13 protein-coding genes and 2 pseudogenes are annotated in these 17,627 nt (G+C 63.5%); 13 read left to right on the top strand and 2 right to left on the bottom strand.

The features are described 5' to 3' along the window. The first annotated feature begins 126 nt into the window (after positions 1–126). The 4 genes from rpsF (at position 127) to rplI (ending at position 1,838) form a co-directional block, all read left to right on the top strand. Positions 127–408, top strand: a complete 282-nt coding sequence (gene rpsF / locus ACZ5QD_RS14580) for a 30S ribosomal protein S6 (RefSeq protein ID WP_006896700.1) — start codon at positions 127–129, stop codon at positions 406–408. Between the two features lie 110 nt (positions 409–518). Further along, entirely contained in the window at positions 519–1,073 is a 555-nt protein-coding gene (locus ACZ5QD_RS14575; RefSeq protein WP_006896699.1) for a single-stranded DNA-binding protein, read from the top strand. A gap of 40 nt (positions 1,074–1,113) precedes the next feature. Next, positions 1,114–1,368 (top strand): 30S ribosomal protein S18, encoded by a 255-nt coding sequence (rpsR, locus tag ACZ5QD_RS14570; RefSeq protein WP_006896698.1) that lies wholly within the window; start codon positions 1,114–1,116, stop codon positions 1,366–1,368. 20 nt (positions 1,369–1,388) lie between these two features. Next, the gene (rplI, locus tag ACZ5QD_RS14565) at positions 1,389–1,838 is read left to right on the top strand and encodes a 50S ribosomal protein L9 (RefSeq protein ID WP_006896697.1); all 450 of its coding nucleotides are present in this window, start codon (positions 1,389–1,391) and stop codon (positions 1,836–1,838) included. A gap of 87 nt (positions 1,839–1,925) precedes the next feature. On the opposite strand, the gene ACZ5QD_RS14560 is transcribed toward rplI, so the two are convergent. Beyond that, positions 1,926–2,504: a hypothetical protein gene (locus tag ACZ5QD_RS14560; RefSeq protein WP_260868157.1), complete on the bottom strand. Its 579-nt coding sequence runs from the start codon at positions 2,502–2,504 to the stop codon at positions 1,926–1,928. Positions 2,505–2,901: 397 nt separating this feature from the next. Here ACZ5QD_RS14560 and dnaB point away from each other — a divergent pair, with 397 nt between their 5' ends. After that, positions 2,902–5,115: a replicative DNA helicase gene (gene dnaB, locus ACZ5QD_RS14555; RefSeq protein WP_006896695.1), complete on the top strand. Its 2,214-nt coding sequence runs from the start codon at positions 2,902–2,904 to the stop codon at positions 5,113–5,115. 272 nt (positions 5,116–5,387) lie between these two features. On the opposite strand, the gene ACZ5QD_RS14550 is transcribed toward dnaB, so the two are convergent. Continuing rightward, positions 5,388–6,206, bottom strand: coding sequence for a hypothetical protein (locus ACZ5QD_RS14550; protein ID WP_006896694.1), 819 nt, complete (start codon positions 6,204–6,206; stop codon positions 5,388–5,390). A gap of 196 nt (positions 6,207–6,402) precedes the next feature. Here ACZ5QD_RS14550 and ACZ5QD_RS14545 point away from each other — a divergent pair, with 196 nt between their 5' ends. From ACZ5QD_RS14545 to ACZ5QD_RS14510, 8 genes and pseudogenes are all read left to right on the top strand, one after another. Further along, positions 6,403–7,107 (top strand): TnsA-like heteromeric transposase endonuclease subunit, encoded by a 705-nt coding sequence (locus ACZ5QD_RS14545; RefSeq protein WP_306302654.1) that lies wholly within the window; start codon positions 6,403–6,405, stop codon positions 7,105–7,107. Between the two features lie 377 nt (positions 7,108–7,484). Next, positions 7,485–9,299, top strand: coding sequence for a DDE-type integrase/transposase/recombinase (locus ACZ5QD_RS14540; RefSeq protein WP_020173033.1), 1,815 nt, complete (start codon positions 7,485–7,487; stop codon positions 9,297–9,299). Positions 9,300–9,382: 83 nt separating this feature from the next. After that, on the top strand, positions 9,383–10,354 hold the full coding sequence (locus ACZ5QD_RS14535) for a TniB family NTP-binding protein (protein ID WP_223259049.1): 972 nt from the start codon (positions 9,383–9,385) through the stop codon (positions 10,352–10,354). Next, positions 10,354–10,725 (top strand): annotated as a pseudogene (locus ACZ5QD_RS14530) (TniQ family protein); the annotation flags it as partial. The gene ACZ5QD_RS14535 and the pseudogene ACZ5QD_RS14530, both read left to right, overlap by 1 nt. A 480-nt stretch (positions 10,726–11,205) precedes the next feature. After that, positions 11,206–11,916 (top strand): hypothetical protein, encoded by a 711-nt coding sequence (locus ACZ5QD_RS14525; protein WP_223291355.1) that lies wholly within the window; start codon positions 11,206–11,208, stop codon positions 11,914–11,916. Between the two features lie 63 nt (positions 11,917–11,979). Further along, positions 11,980–12,357: pseudogene (locus ACZ5QD_RS14520) on the top strand (TniQ family protein); the annotation flags it as partial. A gap of 1,443 nt (positions 12,358–13,800) precedes the next feature. Beyond that, on the top strand, positions 13,801–17,211 hold the full coding sequence (locus tag ACZ5QD_RS14515; protein WP_006896687.1) for a helicase-related protein: 3,411 nt from the start codon (positions 13,801–13,803) through the stop codon (positions 17,209–17,211). Then, positions 17,211–17,612, top strand: a complete 402-nt coding sequence (locus tag ACZ5QD_RS14510) for a hypothetical protein (RefSeq protein WP_006896686.1) — start codon at positions 17,211–17,213, stop codon at positions 17,610–17,612. Before ACZ5QD_RS14515 ends, ACZ5QD_RS14510 begins: the two co-directional genes overlap by 1 nt. Positions 17,613–17,627 lie beyond the last annotated feature (15 nt).

Genomic DNA, 17,627 nt, shown 5'->3' with positions numbered 1-17,627 from the left:
GTGCGGCCCGGCGGTGATTTCGCAGGTCAGTCCGCTCTCATGTATCTTTGACAGGTTGCCGACGCAGGCGACCCTCCTGCCACGGACCGTCCGTGGCCGAAAGCCCATAGGAGGTGATGTGGTCTTATGCGTCATTACGAACTGATGGTGATCCTCGATCCGAGCCTGGACGAGCGCACCGTCGCCCCATCCCTGGATACCTTCCTCAACGTTGTTCGCAACGAAGGCGGCAAGGTGGACGACGTCGAGATCTGGGGCAAGCGCCGCCTGGCCTACGAGATCGCGAAGCACAACGAGGGCATCTACGCCGTCGTTCAGCTGAACGCGACTCCGGCGACCGTGAGCGAGCTCGATCGTCAGCTGAAGCTGAACGAGTCGGTGCTCCGCACCAAGGTCCTGCGCAAGTAATCCACAGCCTGCGGAGCACGCTGACATTGTCGGTGCCCGCCTCTAGGGTGGTGTCAACCACTTCACAGGGCGCGCCAGTCAGCGTTCTTCGACACGATTAGGGGAGTCTCATGACGGACACGGTCATCACGGTCGTCGGAAATCTGACCGCCGATCCGGAACTGCGGTTCACCGCTTCCGGTGCGCCGGTCGCCAATTTCACGGTGGCCTCCACTCCGCGGACGTTCGACCGTCAGACGAACGAGTGGAAAGACGGCGAAGCGCTGTTCCTCCGCTGCAGCATCTGGCGCGACGCCGCCGAGAACGTGACCGAGTCCCTCACCAAGGGCACCCGAGTGATCGTGCAGGGCAAGCTCAAGCAGCGGTCGTACGAGACCCGTGAAGGGGAACGTCGCACCGTCGTCGAGCTCGAAGTGGATGAGATCGGTCCCTCGCTCCGTTACGCGACCGCCAAGGTCAACCGCACCCAGCGTGGTGGCGGCAACTACGGCGGTGGCGGCGGATACGGCGGCAATCAGGGTGGCGGAAACGCAGGCGGTGGCTTCGGCGCACCGCAGGGCGGACGCCCCCAGCAGGCCGCGAGCCAGCCGGCCGACGACCCGTGGGGCAGTGCGCCCGCAGCGGGCGGCGGCTTCGGTGGCGGGGACGACGAACCACCTTTCTGATTCCGGGCCGCCACCCGGAGACCATTGACTGGAGCAATACATGGCAAAGCAAAAGGGCCGCAAGCCCCGCGTGGAGAAGGTCACGAAGGCCAAGGCCTGCACCTTCTGCAAGGACAAGAAGACCGTCATCGACTACAAGGACACCGCGCTGCTGCGTCGTTTCCTCTCTGACCGCGGCAAGATCCGTTCGCGTCGCGTCACCGGCAACTGCGTGCAGCACCAGCGCGATGTCGCTGTGGCCGTGAAGAACTCGCGTGAGGTGGCGTTGCTGCCGTTCACGTCGACCGGACGCTGAGCGGGAAAGGACAGAAGACAATGAAGCTGATCCTGACCGCATCGGTTGAGAATCTGGGCGAGGCCGGCGACACCGTCGAGGTGCGTGACGGCTACGGCCGCAACTACCTGCTGCCTCGCGGACTGGCGATCGTCGCCACCCGCGGTGCGCTGAAGCAGGTCGAGGGCATCCGCCGCTCGCAGGAGGCTCGCGCGGTGCGCGACCTCGACCACGCCAACGAGATCAAGCAGGCTCTCGAGGGCCTCGACAACGTCTCGCTGACCGTCAAGACCCACGACTCGGGCAAGCTGTTCGGCTCCGTCTCGGCGTCGGACGTCGCGGGCGCCATCCGCGCTGCGGGCGGCCCCGTCGTCGACAAGCGCAGCCTGGAGCTGCCGAAGGGCCACATCAAGGCTCTGGGCGAGTACCCCGTCGTCGTCAAGCTGCACCCGAAGGTGGAGGCCAAGCTGAGCCTCGCCGTCGTCAGCTGACGTAGAGCATCGAAGGAGGCCGGTCACCCCACGGGGTGGCCGGCCTCTGACGTCGGTCCGGTGCGCCGCTCGCATCCGACACCGTCGTCACCGACGTGCGGGTTGCGGGTGACGTTTCGGGTTCGCGGAGTGCGCGGTATCGCCGGCGGGGTACAGGAACCGATGGCCGGCGCGGCTGAGGAGGAATCCGAGATTCCAGTTCCGGCATGCGACGACCCCGGCACGAGGCGCCGCGCAGGTGACGTTCGCGACCGTGATCCGGCTGCCTACCGGGAGCACGCGGGGCCGGTAGCCGCTCACCGGGCCCAGCTCGAACGACGTTCCCTTGCGCACCCAGTACGGACCCTGGCTCTCGCCGCTGACCGCCACGCCGATCGTCCCGGGCGGCGCGGTGGCGGGGCGTCCCCGGCAGGCCATCGCATTCGCCTGCGGACCGATCTGGCAGCGCCAGCCGCCCGCGGTGAAGTAGTGGCGTCCGTTGTCGACGTAGGCCACCGAGCGGTAGTCGTCGGCGTTCACCGAGCGGTACGGCGAGAAGTCGAAGTCCGACGCCCGCGGTGCCGCGTGTGCGATCGCGGGGACCGACGCGGCCAGCAGCGCGATCACGGCGACGACAGTCGCCCGGATGCTCGCTCGCGCAGGATGGGACACACGCACGTTTCCCATTTGAGCACGACAGCCCGTCCGGCGCGCGGAATCGGGCGGATCGCACCGGGTGCGCGACCGCGGATTCGGGTGCACGGTGGATCACCTGAAGTGCTGCTGGACGGTGTTTCGGCGTGGCGCAAGCCGACACGCCGGTGATTCCGCAGCCGGGTTCTGTGGATTTCGTCAACAAGCTCTGACCTGGGGTTACGACGTGAATTCCACGACATTTCCCCACCTGCTCCACAGGGTTGTGCACATGTCTTCCTGCAACGTCCACAGTTGTCCACACGGGCTCCACAGCCCTGTCCACAGGGGGTGGTTGGCAGCATCGCGCCCCTGGCCCTAACCTTTCTGAAGTGTTCGGTTTCCCTTGCGGAAATCACCGGTTGTCGTTGCTGTACCAGGGGGTGTGTGAGTGGCTATTGAGGCCGACCTCGGGCGCGAGCCCGATCTCCCGCCAGAACCTCCGACGGAGGAGTTCGGACGACAGCCACCGCAGGATCAGCAGGCCGAGCAGTCGGTTCTGGGCGGCATGATGCTGTCGAAGGACGCGATCGCCGACGTGCTCGAACGGATCCGTCCCGGCGACTTCTACAAGCCCGCTCACCAGGCCGTGTACGACGCGATCCTCGAGTTGTACGGCCGCGGCGAACCCGCCGACGCCGTCACCGTCGCCGCCGAGTTGGAGCGCAAGGGCGAACTGCGCAAGGTCGGCGGCGCGCCGTACCTGCACACGCTGATCTCGACAGTCCCCACCGCGGCGAACGCCGGCTACTACGCCGAGATCGTCGGCGAGAAGTCGATTCTGCGCAGGCTCGTGGAGGCGGGTACCCGCATCGTGCAGTACGGCTACGCCGGGGCCGACGGCCAGGACGTGGCCGAGGTGGTCGACCGAGCGCAGGCGGAGATCTACGAGGTCACCGAGCGTCGCACCACCGAGGACTACGTGCCGCTGGAGGAACTGCTCCAGCCCACGCTCGACGAGCTCGATTCGATCGCGTCGCGGGGCGGACTGTCGTTGGGCGTGCCCACCGGTTTCGCCGACCTCGACAAGCTGACCAACGGTCTTCATCCCGGTCAGATGATCATCGTGGCGGCGCGTCCGGGCGTCGGCAAGGCGCTGGCGCTCGACACGCCGCTGCCGACTCCGAGCGGGTGGACCACGATGGGCCGGGTCGCGAAGGGTGACCTGCTCCTGGGGGCCGACGGTCGTCCGACCACCGTCGTCGCCGCGACCGAGGTGATGACCCGCCGGCCCTGCTATGCGGTGGAGTTCGACGACGGCGGTGTGATCGTCGCCGATGAACAGCATCAGTGGGCCGTGGAGGTCGACGGCGAGGACCGGCTGCTGACCACCGAACAGCTCCAGATCTACGGCGGCCGCGCCAGCATCGCCAACGCCGCGCCGCTCGAACTGCCGTACCGTCCGCTGGCCTACGGCCCGTACACCGTCGGCGCGCTGGCCGGAATGGCGTACGACGACCCGGAGATCGGCGCGCGGATCGAGGCCGAGGGTCCGGTCGACGTCATGACGTTGATGACGGATCTGGGCGGCCGCATCCCGCACGAGTACCTGCGCGGTTCGGTGCCGCAGCGGCGCGCGCTGCTGGCGGGCATCCTGGACTCCCGCGCGCGTGTGGACGACGACGGCTGGATCACCGTGCCCGCGGCCACCAACCACATGTCGTCCGTGGTCGGAGATCTCGCCGCGGGCCTCGGCTACACCTTCCGCCGGGCCAGCAGCGGCTGGATCCGGCTCAACGCGCCCGACGACGTGTTCACCGTCTTCGAGAAGGCCCAGCGACACAAGGAACTGCGCAGCAGCGTGCGGGCGCGGCGGGTGGTGTCGGTGCGCTCGGTGCCGAGTGTCCCGGTGCGGTGCGTCGAAGTCGACAACATGAGCCACCTGTACCTGGCGGGTGAGGCGATGGTGCCGACTCACAACTCCACCCTCGCCATGGACTGGCTCCGTTCGGCGTCGATTCATCACGGGCTCACCTCGGCCATGTTCTCGCTGGAGATGAGCAAGACGGAGATCGTCATGCGACTGCTGTCGGCCGAAGCGAAGGTGAAGCTCGGCGACATGCGGTCGGGCAACATGAGTGACGACGACTGGAGCCGGCTGGCGCGCCGTATGGGCGAGATCACCGAGGCGCCGCTGTTCATCGACGACTCGCCGAACCTCACCATGATGGAGATCCGGGCCAAGGCCCGACGGCTGAAGCAGAAGCACGATCTCAAGCTCGTCGTCATCGACTACATGCAGCTGATGACGTCGGGCAAGAAGGTCGAATCACGTCAGCAAGAGGTCTCGGAGTTCTCGCGATCAATCAAGCTGCTCGCCAAGGAGCTCGAGGTGCCCGTGGTGGCGATCAGCCAGCTGAATCGTGGCCCCGAACAGCGGACCGACAAGCGTCCCCAGGTCTCCGACCTGCGCGAATCGGGATCGCTGGAGCAGGACGCCGACATGGTCATCCTGCTGCACCGTCCCGACTCGACCGAACGCGACGACCCGCGCGCGGGTGAAGCGGACATCATCGTCGGTAAGCACCGCAACGGGCCCACTGCGACGATCACGGTGGCGCACCAGTTGCACCTGTCTCGGTTCGTCGACATGGCGCGAGGCTGAGCGGCGCGTGTCGAGATGCAGCGAAGATTAGCAAGGTGGTCCCGCTTGTTTAACAAGCCTGATCACGGCGTAAGAATCGCCCTGACTAGGGCAAACATGGTCAGGCGAGCGTTGCCCGTAGCCCGCGTTTCGGTATGATTTCCTGCTAATTTTGCCGGGGAATCTATTCCTGGAAATCGCCGAGTGCGCGGGTGAAACCGGGCGACGAAGGGGCTGAAGTGACCGGCGGCTGGCGGCAGGCTATCGGCGATTGGCTTGTGGGATGAGCTCGTCTAATTCGCAGATGACGTTGGTGCTGGTTTTGGGGATGTGCTCGGCGGATTCGACGCTTGCTCGGTGACTCCGTGACCGGGCTTGGTCAGCGGAAGGGTTGCGAGGTGCTTCTGGAGCCGCTTCGACATCGGCATGAACGTGACGAAGGTCAGGCTTCCCGAGACAACCGCGCCTACCAGCGGCACGACCTTGGCTGCGCTCTTGGCGAAGACCTGCTTGGTCATCTGAATGCCCAGGAGCCCTGCAACCTTCTTGACCACCGGATATATCGCACCCTTGGTGAGAGCCTTCTGCGGCAGCTTCCTGGCCACTTCACTTGCGATCAACTTCGAGACTTGCGCCACGCCGGCCTGGGCCGCGTTCACGCCAAACATCACGCCGATGAACAGCGTGAGCATGCTTTCGGTCGCGGAGTCCATTCCGTCGGCGCTGTCGTCGAAGAGCTCCGGCCAGCTGTAGATGTAGGCGAGCTTCTGGACGACGCGAAGAAGGTGCCCATAGTACTGCGCGATATCAGCCGGGACCGTGCCGATCGCTGCGAGGCCTCCAGGGATGCCGGCTGCCGTGGAAAGTGTCGTCACCTTGCCGGTCTCGAACTTGATCACGCTGTTGGCGATCTTGTCGATCACTTGAGGTGTTACGCCTGCTTCGGCCGGTGTTGTGGCGATAGCGAGTTTGATCTGCTCGTCGGTGCAGTATCGCTTCAGCTCTCTGCGGAGGAAGGCCTCCCGGTTGATCTGCACACCCGGCAGCTGAGCCGATGCCTGCAGCGTCTGCTCGAACTTCGTCGACGGAGCGACCTGATTGCCTTTGGCCATGGGAGCAACCTATCGCAGCCTTCCGACACGGACCGCTGATGGGGCGAAGGAGACGTCGGCCTATCACCCGAAATGCCTCGCTGACCGATTGTCGACTTGCTCCCTTAGTAGCCCTTCGACCTCGATTTCTTGCTAGATTTGGTGCTAATTCCTGCGGAAGCGGAGGTGTCACTTGACCGAGAGTTCCCGCGCGGCGGTGACGTGGCGGTTCCGATTCGCTGGCGACAAGGTGTCCCGCGTGTTGAACTGGCGGTCCGACGGTCCGCCGGATCTCGCACGTGTAGTTCCGATTCGCAAGCCTCGATCCTCGGAACGTCACCGGCACATACCTGTCACTGCGTATTCACTGACCATGCGCGACCACCTAGAACTCGAGTCGGGCCTCGAGCATGACCTCTTGCGACGCCTGGACCGGCTCAACGATATCGTCGCGCTGATACCGCAACCGTGTCAGCTGAAGCGGGGCGGATCGTCCTCGGCGAAAAACACGCCCGACTTACTCAGCCTTGACGACACCGGGGCGGTAACGCTCTGGAATGCACGCCTGCCGCACAAGATGGACGACAAATTCAAGCTTCAGGTCGCAATGGTCGAGGCCGCCTGCGCGAATGTGGGATGGCGTCACGAGGTATTCAACGGACTCGACCGCGTAGAACGCCTAAACCTTCTGTGGCTGCACGGCTACCGCCGAAGGCCTTCCTGGTATGACCAGGTGGCTGGCGAGATCGGGAAGGAAGCAAGTAACGACGCCGCGACTCTGGGCTCCCTATTTCGTCTGGATACCGGAAACGGGGAGGCCATCGCCGTGGTCTGGCACATGGTCTGGTCCGGTGAGCTGGATACCAACCTCTCGAAGCGATTGACGATGGAAACGCCAGTGCGCGCGGGACTGGTGGCGTAGTGGACACAAGTCGCACAGTGGTTGAGGTCGGTGGCCGACTTCTGACTGAGTGGGGAACCGGTCTGGTGACAGCGGTATCAGCGGCCGGCGTAGACCTCCGCACCAGCGTCGGCGATTCCTTGCACGTCGATTGGCCCGAACTCGCAGAGGTGCGAGTCGTGGTCGATGGCGATGTAGCGCCAATCAGACCGGCGCTCCGCCCGTACTGGGATGGCCTGTCTGAGGAAACGCGCCGAGCCGCCCTCGACAAACTTGAAATCGTGCATGAGATACTGACCGGCTACCGGGACGGTCACGCCGAACTCGCGCGCGATGGCGAACCGCGCCCACCCTTCGGCGAAGGCTTCGGCGTCTCCGAGGCGGCGCGCTGTCGCGCGATGGCGGTCGCGTTGCAGCAAGAAGCTGTGGGAGATCGTGCCCTACAACGCCGCATCGCGAACGGTGAGATCAAGCGATCGGCTCCGGTCGACAGCACCATCCGCAACTGGGTGCGTGCATGGAAACGCGACGGACTACTCGGGCTCCTCGATGCCAGATCCCTGCGTCGCGAACAGACGTGGGAGCGAATCGATGAGCGCTATCGGACTGTTGCTGAGTTGGTCTTCGCCACCCTGGACGGAGATCGGGCGGACGCCAACATCAGCGAGCTTGATCGGCGGATCAAGGTTGAGCTCAAGCGTGCAGGGCACGTGGATGTCTCCACGCCGCAGCGTCTGACGGCAGAGTATCTCGCGCACCTCAAACGGGGCGCGGGCGCAACAACCCGCACCCAGAGAAGCCGGTCGCTACAGCGCGTGTCGGGCAAAGAGCACTTCCCCGCAATCAGGCCTGGGCAAATAGTCGCCATCGACGCCACGAGGGCGGACAACCTCGTATACGACCCGCTTCTCGGGCGACCCTTCAGCGTCGAAATCCTCACTGCAATCGACGTCGCCACCAGAGTGGTCCTCGCACTGCGCGTGGTGCCGAAGAGCGCCGATGGAATCGATGCCGGGCTACTTCTCTACGACATCTGCCGCCCGTTCTCGATGATGGTGGAGGGCACCACCATCAGTCACTGGCGCTGGGCCGGTTTGCCCCAAGTCGTCGACGCTTCTGATGTCGCGGTCAACGTTGGGCGCAGAAGTGTTGCACCCGATTTCACTACGCTTCAAGGAGAGCACCACATCCCTGGCGTCATGCCGGACGCGATCCGCGCCGACCACGGTTCGATCTTCGTGTCCGATCACTTCCGCGCGATTCTGCGCGACTTCGGGATTGACTTGTTGCTCAGTCGCGGGAAGAAGCCAACGGACAACCCCCACGTTGAACGCTGGCACGAGACGCTACAACGGGCCGTTCAACAGCTCCCCGGCTACAAAGGTCGCAATACCTCGGAGCGCGGTCGATTGGTCGCCGAGGAGGCATTGGTCACGGCCGCCGAACTGGAAGAACACCTTCGGCGATTCGTCGCCTTGGACTACCACCGGTCGTGGCACACAGGCTTGGTTATCGGTGGTGAGCCCACCGCTCGCACCAGTCCTTTGGAGCTCTGGGACATCATGCTCGACGTCACCGGCCGTATCGACGTACCGCAGCGTGCAGACATGATCTATCAGATGCTTCCGGTCAAGTGGGGCACAGTCGGAGTCGCAGGTGTCGAGTTTGCTGAGATGGTCTACGACGGCAAGCTGCTCGATGATTTTCGGAATGTCGCACGGGGCCAGTTCAGGGACGACGACAACAAGGTTCCCTTTCTTGTCGACCCGCACGACTTGTCGAGCATCTGGTTCCCGCACCCCGAGACCGGCCGTGTACGCCCCGTTGCGTGGCGAGGATCTTTCTTCACTGACGCGCCGATGACCGATACGATCGTTCAGGCTGTTAGGCGGCGCGTCCGCGAACGCGGCGGCAACCACATTCTGAGTCGGGGCTCAGCGCAGCGGCAGATCCTCGACGAGCTCACGGAACTCACCTCTGGGCCCGTTCCAACTGACTGGACTGCCAAACTGTCAGCCGCGCACCGCAGAGTTGAACAATCGCGCAAAGACCACGAAGAAGCTCAGGCAGCCCAAGGTGCAACCCGCGACGAAGCCACTCAGTCGGGCGGCAACGAAGCACGCACCAAGACGCCCCATACCGATTCACCCCAGGACGACGTTCCCTTGGACATCCTCGACGTCCCGTGGCCGACGATGCGGGCCGACTCCTGATGGACTCTCTCGCTTGGCATTTGGCTTGCACCAAAACGGAGTTGCCAGAACCACCTCTGTACACGTCGGCTGGTTGGGACAGGATGACATCCGAGGACCGCTCGCGGGCGGTCGATGCGCTGCGTCAATGGATGAATGGACTCTACGTCGAAACGGCCGAGACCCGCGCAGTCGCAGACCGACTCACTGAGATCGTGCAGGAGAATTCTGAAACGGGCCCCGGTGCGAAGGCAATAGCGTCGGTCACAGGCGCAAGCACGCTCGGGAAGAGCACGGCGGTCCGCCGCTGGGCCACAAGGAAATACGTGGAATGGATCGTAGGCGCACCGAAAGGCCCTGCAGAACTGCCCACGTGGAACCCTCAGCCAACGATCGACGCAGACCTATGCCCCGTCGTTTGGGTCAACCTGCAATCTGGCTCGATGGTCAAAGGATTCAACTCCCAAGTCCTTGACTTCTTCCGCTTATCCGCCAGCGGCGCCGCCCACCAGACGTCAACCGCCGCGGTCAGGGCATTGGCACGCCACGGCGTGCGCACCCTTCTCATCGACGACTTCCATCTACTGCGTACCAACTGGAAGGGCGGCCGGGAGGTCCTCGATCACGTGAAGTACATGAACACCGAGCTCGGCGAATTCAACGCCAGCTTAATTCTGGTTGGGACAGACCTCGAATCCAGTGAAGCCATGAGCGATGCCCAGCTTATCGGCCGCCTCCAGCCAATGAGCTTCAGTCCTTACGGAATCGAGACTTCGGAGGAGCAACACGCGTGGCAGCAACTGCTCTACGGGCTGGAAGGTTATCTCCTTCCGCATCTCCCTCGGGCAAGCGAAGGGCTTCTCACTTCACAGCTCGCGGGGCCCATCTGGAAGCGATCTCAGGGCTACGTCGGTGACGCGACACGCCTCCTCCGCATTGCGACACTTGCAGCGATCGCCGACGGCACGCACACGATCAACCCAGAACACCTGAAGGAAGTCCGCCTCAGTAAACGAGCGCACGCAGCAGAGGCGGAAATCGATCTTCGGCGCCGCAGCAAGCAGAGCAGGGTGTGATGTCACCGGCAGACAACGGAAGGGGGCTATCCATGCGAGAGCCTCGTATCGGCTATCTGCCTGCTCGACCGATTCCAGCCGACGATGAATCGCTGGAGTCCTTCGTATTGCGCGCGGCGACGGCGAATTGCACCACCGTCACCAAGATCCTTGGTCGAAGTCAGTTATCGCGATCAGCGTCTGACTACGAGCCGATTCTGCGGCACCTGGCCACGCTGACGCGCCAGCCATTCTCGCGCATTTCGGCGATGACCCTTGATGACTGCCATAGTCGAGTGCTCGCGAAGGAAGGCTGGCTGGCAAGTGAGTGGGGTCAGCATTGCCGTTGCGCCCCAAACGGAGTGGCACGGCGAGAGTGGGCTTTGGCTCTGTCTCCGGTCTGCTTCTACTGCGGGCACCTCATCGGGATGCCCGGTAGTGGCACTGCGCAGTTGACCAGAGTTCCCAATCGGATTCTGTCGGTCTGCAAGGAGGTCTCGTCCGCTGCACACAGATCTACGACTGACTTCGATGCACTCGACCGACTTGAGTGTCTCCGTGCGGAACTACCCTCGGTGGCTCGTCGGCTCAGTCGAGGATCTGCACACTGGATCCCAGCTGATGCTCAGTTGGTGACCACTGCGACGGCAGATCTTGCGACGAGTCACGAGTCCGAGGAAGAGCTACCGCGATCTCCTGCCGTTCGTGCACTGGCCATCGCAATGGCCTGGGAAGAACAGCGAACGTGGCTGACACCACGAGTATCTCCACATCCACGTCCCACTCCTGTCCGACCAGAGAATTCTGAAATACCCGATTCGCAGGTCTTCACTCGACGGGTACTCCGCACAGGCGCGAAGACTGTCAAGACCATGCGGTTACCGAAGAGCTCAGTCCGCCATCCACGCGGCGAAGATCTGATGCGGCTGGCGCTTGGCCATACGCAATTGACGCTTGACCACATCCCAGGGATCTACCGGCAAGAAGGCGAACCGTTCGTGCTCGACCCCGCCCAGTGGTTGTGGCGTTCCAGAGTCGCGCTACTTCTCAGTCAATGTGTTCGGTTGCGCGATCATTGGAGCCTTGCCGACGAGCCGACCTACCGTCTGACGAAAGCTGGTAGCTACTCGATTTGCATAGGGGCGTGGCCGAAATGGACTCCGATCTTCCACCGCGAGAGCGACATTGCCCATGCGATGAATCTGGCGCGAGCTCTATGCCTCGACGAGCTCGTCAACTACCGTGAGCGCCGCGACGCGTTAAGACGGATTGAAGCCGCCCCGCCGGACCTGGTCGGCACCCTGCCCGCAGCCGCCCGGAACTTCGATGGCTGCGCCCGGCTCGCCGCATCTTGGATGTGGTTCGATGCAACCTGTGATAGCCCGCGTACATGGCCAGACGCCGAACACCTGAAAGCATTTGACGCTGCGCTCAACCCCGAAGGCCGTCTCATCCTCCGCAGTGCCGCCGAAGCGATCTGCGTCGCCGACGAAGATCTTGTGCGTCAGGTTGGGAGTGGAGACTTCGGTGTGGTGGATTCGGACCGAGTCTCAGAAGAGGACCGGACTCGTGTGGGCGCGTGACTTCCAGTCGCTCGCCCACTGCGGGCGCTACCAAACCGCGACGGCGATGGAGCCTCTGAGCTAATGCTCCCCGCTCGAGTTGCAATCGATCCACGCGAGTCGCTTGATTCGTACCTCGAGCGGATTGCACTTGTGAACGATCTGACGACCAAGAGTCTTGTCCGCATGCTCAAGGAGAACCGGGACGGATCGTCGGTCTCGACGGCTTTCATGCTGGTCCGGCCTAGCGATGAGCTCGTCGGCCGAATAGTGGATCTCACTGGGCTGGGGGCATCGGCCGTCGAGAATTCGACCTTGTTGCGTTACGACGGAGGCGCGCCACTCAACCTCGACGGCTTCGACCCGCTCGATCGGGCGAGCTACCGCGCCATCGTTTGCCAGGGGTGGTTCCCGCAGCATGGGACGCAACTATGCCCACTCTGCCTATCGCACGACGGAATCTGGCAGCTGTCGTGGAAGCTACCGGTGTCGACAGTGTGTCCCGACCACGGCGTCTACCTGGTCGCTGAGTGTTCAAGATGTAGCCGGCGCTTTCGAACGCGACACCACAGTCCGCTGCGTCCTCGGCTCGATGAACACCAGCCGTGCGGGAATCCGCTCGGATTCTCGGCTCCCTGCCGACACTCCATCCTGAGAGAGAAACCGACGGCTGCATCCGAAGGTGCAATTCGGACCGCAACACGGGTTACGGCCGCTATCCAAGGCGAAGAAACGAGCGTTCTCGATGGCGCTCTCGCGCCCCCCGCGTACCTCGCAGAAGTCCGAAACTTAACCACTCTTCTACTTCACCTCGCATCCCGGTCTCGCGCAAGGGGTTTCGTCGAATGGGCCGGAGATCTCCAAGCCGAAGCCGCTGGTCGCACAACTGAGCTTCGAGGGCCTCGGTGGGGTATTCAGCCGCCGACAAGTGCAGTCACCCGCGGTGAAGCACTGGCGGAGGCGGATGGGATTCTGTCCAGTCCGGAGAGTGCGGACGCCGTCGCACGGTTGGCCGAGTGGTTCGATCTGATCCCGGACGTCCCGGGCGGCCCGAGAGGATGGATCGTCAATCGCGCGGCAAAGAGTCCGGTGTTGAGCTGGCTGGTGGTCCAGGTGCTTTCAGCCCGCCGCCATGTCGGCCTGCAGATCGATCATCACGACGCGTTGATCGATCTGCCGCTGTCTGCGATCCCTCAACTCCTCGATGAGCACACCTACCGTCGTCATTTCGCTGGGATGCTGACAACGCAGGAAAGCACGGGGCGGCTGTACGCCTCCCTGTGTATTGCGCGCGCACAACGGCCAGGGTCGACGTGGTCCACTGCTGCAGCGAGTATCGAACTCGACCCGGACATTGGCAGACGGACATCGCGAGCGGCGAGCACGCGACTGGCCGCGAGTCCTTCAGAGATCGCGGCAGCCGCCAGCGCGGCAGCGAGGGAACTATCGCGTCGACGGGATTTTCGGGCGCTCGAGCGACGAGTCATCGAGCTCGCGAGTACGCCCGACACGTGGTTCACCGATTGGGCGCGGTCGGCGAGTCCGAGGAGGCGCGCGGCCGCACTCCCGTACGCGGTGACATGGATGTGGTGCGAGGTTGCTCAGGGGGGGTTGGACACCAGCCCGGCGTGGCCGCCGCCGGTGACCCGACAATCGAAGGCGGCTTATCGGGTGTTTCGTGACACGCTTCCGGAGGAGTTGGGGCGAGCATTGCGCGAACTCGCCGATGGGAACTCGAGGTGACGGGCGTCGGGCGGCACCTCAGCGAAGTCTTCGACAGCTTCTCAGCAAGCGTTCGAAGGCCTGGCAATGCCACTCGGCTTGGTCTCGTTGAATTCCTGGCGATGGCGAACCTGTCAGTATCGGCGGGTAGCGTTCGAGGGCTGGCAATGAGGAGGTCCACGCGTGCAGCTTGAAGAGTTGAAGCCCGGTCTGCGAGTCGAGGGTCTCATTCCCGCAGAGGTGATCACTGTCATCGCTGCTCAATGGCATGGCACGGACGCACTCGCACTCACTTACCAGAACGGCTCAGGTGGACTTGGCCAACAGGTTGTGTTCCGCAAGGACCAGGACAACCTCAGCGTCGCCACCAGCGGTAGCCGCGCGTTTGACGCCACCGCCAGCGACTTCAAGCTCGTCGCCGAGGCCCAACGTATCTCGCTGGCCGGCCTTTTCGATCCAATGCTGGCCGTCGCCACGAGCGACGTGCAGCCGCTGCCGCACCAGATTCGCGCGGTGTACGGCGAACTCCTACCGCGGACCCCGCTTCGGTTCCTTCTCGCCGACGACCCCGGTGCCGGCAAGACGATCATGGCCGGCCTCTACATCAAGGAGCTGCTGCTCCGCGACGACGTCAAGCAGTGCCTGATCATCGCTCCCGGTGGACTGGTCGAGCAGTGGCAGGACGAACTGTTCTTCAAGTTTGGGCTGCGGTTCGACCTGCTGACCAACCAGCTCATCGATGCCAACATCAACCTCAACGTCTTCGAAACGAACCCACTCGTGATCGCACGCATGGATCAGCTCTCCCGCAACGAGGCACTCCAGGCCCAACTGAAGGAGACGGAGTGGGATCTGATCATCGTCGACGAGGCACACAGAATGGGAGCGCACTACTTCGGCGGGAAGCTGGAGAAGACCAAACGCTTCCTGCTGGGGGAGCTGCTCGGCCAAATTACCCGCCACCTCCTGCTGATGACCGCGACTCCACACTCGGGCAAGGAAGAGGACTTTCAGCTCTTCCTCACTTTGCTCGACCGCGATCGGTTCGAGGGCAAGCAGAAGAAGTCTGTCGACGTCACCGGAATCATGCGGCGCATGGTCAAGGAAGACCTGCTGACGTTCGAAGGTAAGAAGCTCTTCCCTGAACGCATCGCCGAAACTGTGCCCTACGAGTTGACCGAGCGGGAGAAGGGCCTCTACGAGGACGTCACTCGCTACGTCCGCGAGGGCATGAACCGTGCCGACAGGCTTGGCGGCAAGCGTAAGAACACTGTCGGATTCGCCCTGACTGTCCTTCAGCGCAGACTCGCCTCCAGCCCTGAGGCGATCTACAAGAGCCTCGTCCGCCGCACCGAACGGCTGGAGCGCAAGAAGACCGAGATCCTCAACGGCACCTACAAGGAACCCGACGACGTCATCGGCTCGGGCGACTTCGACGAAGATGAATACAACGCCGAAGAACTGGAGCAGCTTGAGGAAGACGTGATGGACGCGGCCACCGCCGCCCAGACCGTCGAGGAGCTCAACGCAGAACTTGTCGAACTCGCCGATCTGATTGCGACCGCCAAGAAGGTCCGCGAGGCTGGCACCGACCGCAAGTGGACCGAACTCTCCACGATCCTCCAGGACAATGCGCTGGTCACCGATTCGAACGGTTGGCCACGGAAGTTCATCATCTTCACCGAGCACCGCGACACCCTTGACTATCTCCAGTCCAAGATCGGCTCTTTGCTCGGCAAGCCCGACTCGGTCAAGGCGATCCACGGTGGCGTCCGCAGAGGTGAGCGGCGCGTGATCACCGAGGAGTTCACCAAGAACCGCGACGTCCAAATCCTCATCGCAACCGACGCCGCTGGAGAGGGGCTTAACCTTCAGGCCGCGCACCTGATGGTCAACTACGACCTGCCGTGGAACCCCAACCGCATCGAGCAACGCTTCGGCCGCATCCACCGCATCGGCCAAGAAGAGGTCTGCCGACTCTGGAACCTCGTAGCCTCCAACACCCGCGAGGGTGAAGTCTTCACCCGCCTGCTGGAGAAGCTCGACCAGATGCGTCAGACATACGGTGGCAAAGTCTTCGACGTCCTCGGCGAGGCGTTCACCGAGACCCCGCTGCGCAACCTCCTGCTCGATGCCATCCAGCACGGCGAGCGCCCCGACGTCAAGGCTAAAATGCATGAGGTCATCGACGCGTCGGTCGGGGATGGACTCAAGGATCTCCTCGACGAACGGGCATTGGCGTCGGAGAACCTGGCCGAGGCCGACCTGCATGCACTGCGCGCGGCAATGGACGAAGCACGCGCCCGCCGCCTTCAACCGCACTACATCGAGATGGCATTCAAGGCCGCCTTCGCCCGCCTCGGCGGCCGCATCGTGAGGCGCGAACAGGGTCGCTACGAGATCGCGAACGTGCCCCAGCAAATACGCGCCGCAGGCACAGGGCCGATCGCAACCAAGTACGACCGAGTCACGTTCGATCTTGGCAAGGTCCACGCCGACGAACTCAGCCGCGCCGACCTTCTCGCCCCGGATCATCCGCTGCACGACGCGGTCATGGACGAGTCCGTGCGACAGTTCGGTGGTTCCCTCAACCGAGGCACGATCTTGGTTTCCTCGACGCTGGAGGAGACACACCTGCTCGTCGGCGTGATCGAAGAGGTCGCCGACGCGACCGGAGAGTCCGTCGCACGCCGCTTCGGCTACGCATACGTCGACAGCTTCGGCACCGTGACGCCTGCCGGCCCCGCGCCCTACCTGGACTGCGTGGCGGCACCCGAGAACGCTGTCACCGATACAGCCCGCACCCTCCCGTGGCTGGCAGGTGCTGAAGACAAAACCACGAGCTGGATTATCGCCAACCAACTCCCCGACTACCTCGACGACGTTCAGCCGAGGCGCCTCGCGGAGTTGAGTAAGGCACGTGACCTGGTCATCAAGCGGCTCGAAGGTGAACGCGACCGCCTCATCCTCGATGCCGCCGTCGCGGCGGAAAAGGAACGCGCCGGTGAGAAACCGAAAGAATCATCGGAGAGCCTGAATCGTAAAGCCGTCGAACTCGACGCCCGTCTACGCAAGAGGCTCGCACTGCTTGACCACCAGCAGCTTATGTCGACCAAGCCACCACGCATCGTCACCGCAGCACTGGTGCTCCCCGTCGGGATACTGGAGACCGACCTACCCGCGACCGCGCCCATCCACGCGAAGGAGACCAAAGAGGTCGAACGCCGCGGTGTCGACTTGGTGATGGCCCGTGAACGTGAACTCGGACGCAAGCCCGTCGAGCAGGCCTTCAACAATCCCGGTTTCGACATCCTCTCCACAGACGCCAAAGGCGACACCTACCGCATCGAGGTCAAAGCGCGTATCGAAGGAGCGACCGACTTCTTCGTCACCCACAACGAGGTGATGGTTGGTAAGAACGCCGCCCCGCGTTACCGCCTCGCTCTCGTCCGCGTCGACCCGCGTGGCGCCCAGCACGACGAGGTCCGCTACCTCGACAACCCATTCGCCACCACCGACCTCGGTGACTTCAACGCCACCGGCATCCGAGGCGATTGGTCCAAGCAGTGGGCAAAAGGGAAGGCGCCGTTTTGATGGCATCCAAGTCCTCCCGAAAACGGCGGAACAAGAAGCGCCGCCAGGACGCTACTAAAGCCGGGCACGCCGACCAACACGTTCAGGTAGTGCTGGAGCGCGCCTTCGATACTGCTGGGTTGCTTTCAGACGTCTCGAAAGCGACCGACCCTGCAGCGGAGGTTGAGCGGCGCATCGATGATGCGGCGACGCAGTTCGTCGAGGGGTTCGCTGGCTACGACCCTCTGGGAACGCTTGAGGCCATTCGCATGATGACGTTGCCGTTCGCCCCGGCGGGCGTCTCGCCGCCCGCCAGCGCGCAGAGCGGCCCCGCTGTCGCAGAGGTCTTGGCCGTTGTGCTCCGGTGTGCGGAGTCAGAGATGGATTCCGGTGTCGAACCCAAGCGGGTCGATCAAGACTGAATCGCCCCGGGTTTG

Source organism: Gordonia sp. J1A, from assembly GCF_055393515.1.
Note: the sequence above shows the minus strand (reverse complement) of the source record. Positions and strands in the feature narration are given on the sequence as shown.

Coding starts and splice junctions, on each gene's coding strand:
- rpsF (WP_006896700.1), top strand. CDS start 127: ATGCGTCATTACGAACTGATGGTGATCCTCGATCCGAGCCTGGACGAG.
- ACZ5QD_RS14575 (WP_006896699.1), top strand. CDS start 519: ATGACGGACACGGTCATCACGGTCGTCGGAAATCTGACCGCCGATCCG.
- rpsR (WP_006896698.1), top strand. CDS start 1,114: ATGGCAAAGCAAAAGGGCCGCAAGCCCCGCGTGGAGAAGGTCACGAAG.
- rplI (WP_006896697.1), top strand. CDS start 1,389: ATGAAGCTGATCCTGACCGCATCGGTTGAGAATCTGGGCGAGGCCGGC.
- ACZ5QD_RS14560 (WP_260868157.1), bottom strand. CDS start 2,504: ATGGGAAACGTGCGTGTGTCCCATCCTGCGCGAGCGAGCATCCGGGCG.
- ACZ5QD_RS14550 (WP_006896694.1), bottom strand. CDS start 6,206: ATGGCCAAAGGCAATCAGGTCGCTCCGTCGACGAAGTTCGAGCAGACG.
- ACZ5QD_RS14540 (WP_020173033.1), top strand. CDS start 7,485: ATGGCGGTCGCGTTGCAGCAAGAAGCTGTGGGAGATCGTGCCCTACAA.
- ACZ5QD_RS14535 (WP_223259049.1), top strand. CDS start 9,383: ATGACATCCGAGGACCGCTCGCGGGCGGTCGATGCGCTGCGTCAATGG.
- ACZ5QD_RS14525 (WP_223291355.1), top strand. CDS start 11,206: ATGCGGTTACCGAAGAGCTCAGTCCGCCATCCACGCGGCGAAGATCTG.
- ACZ5QD_RS14510 (WP_006896686.1), top strand. CDS start 17,211: ATGGCATCCAAGTCCTCCCGAAAACGGCGGAACAAGAAGCGCCGCCAG.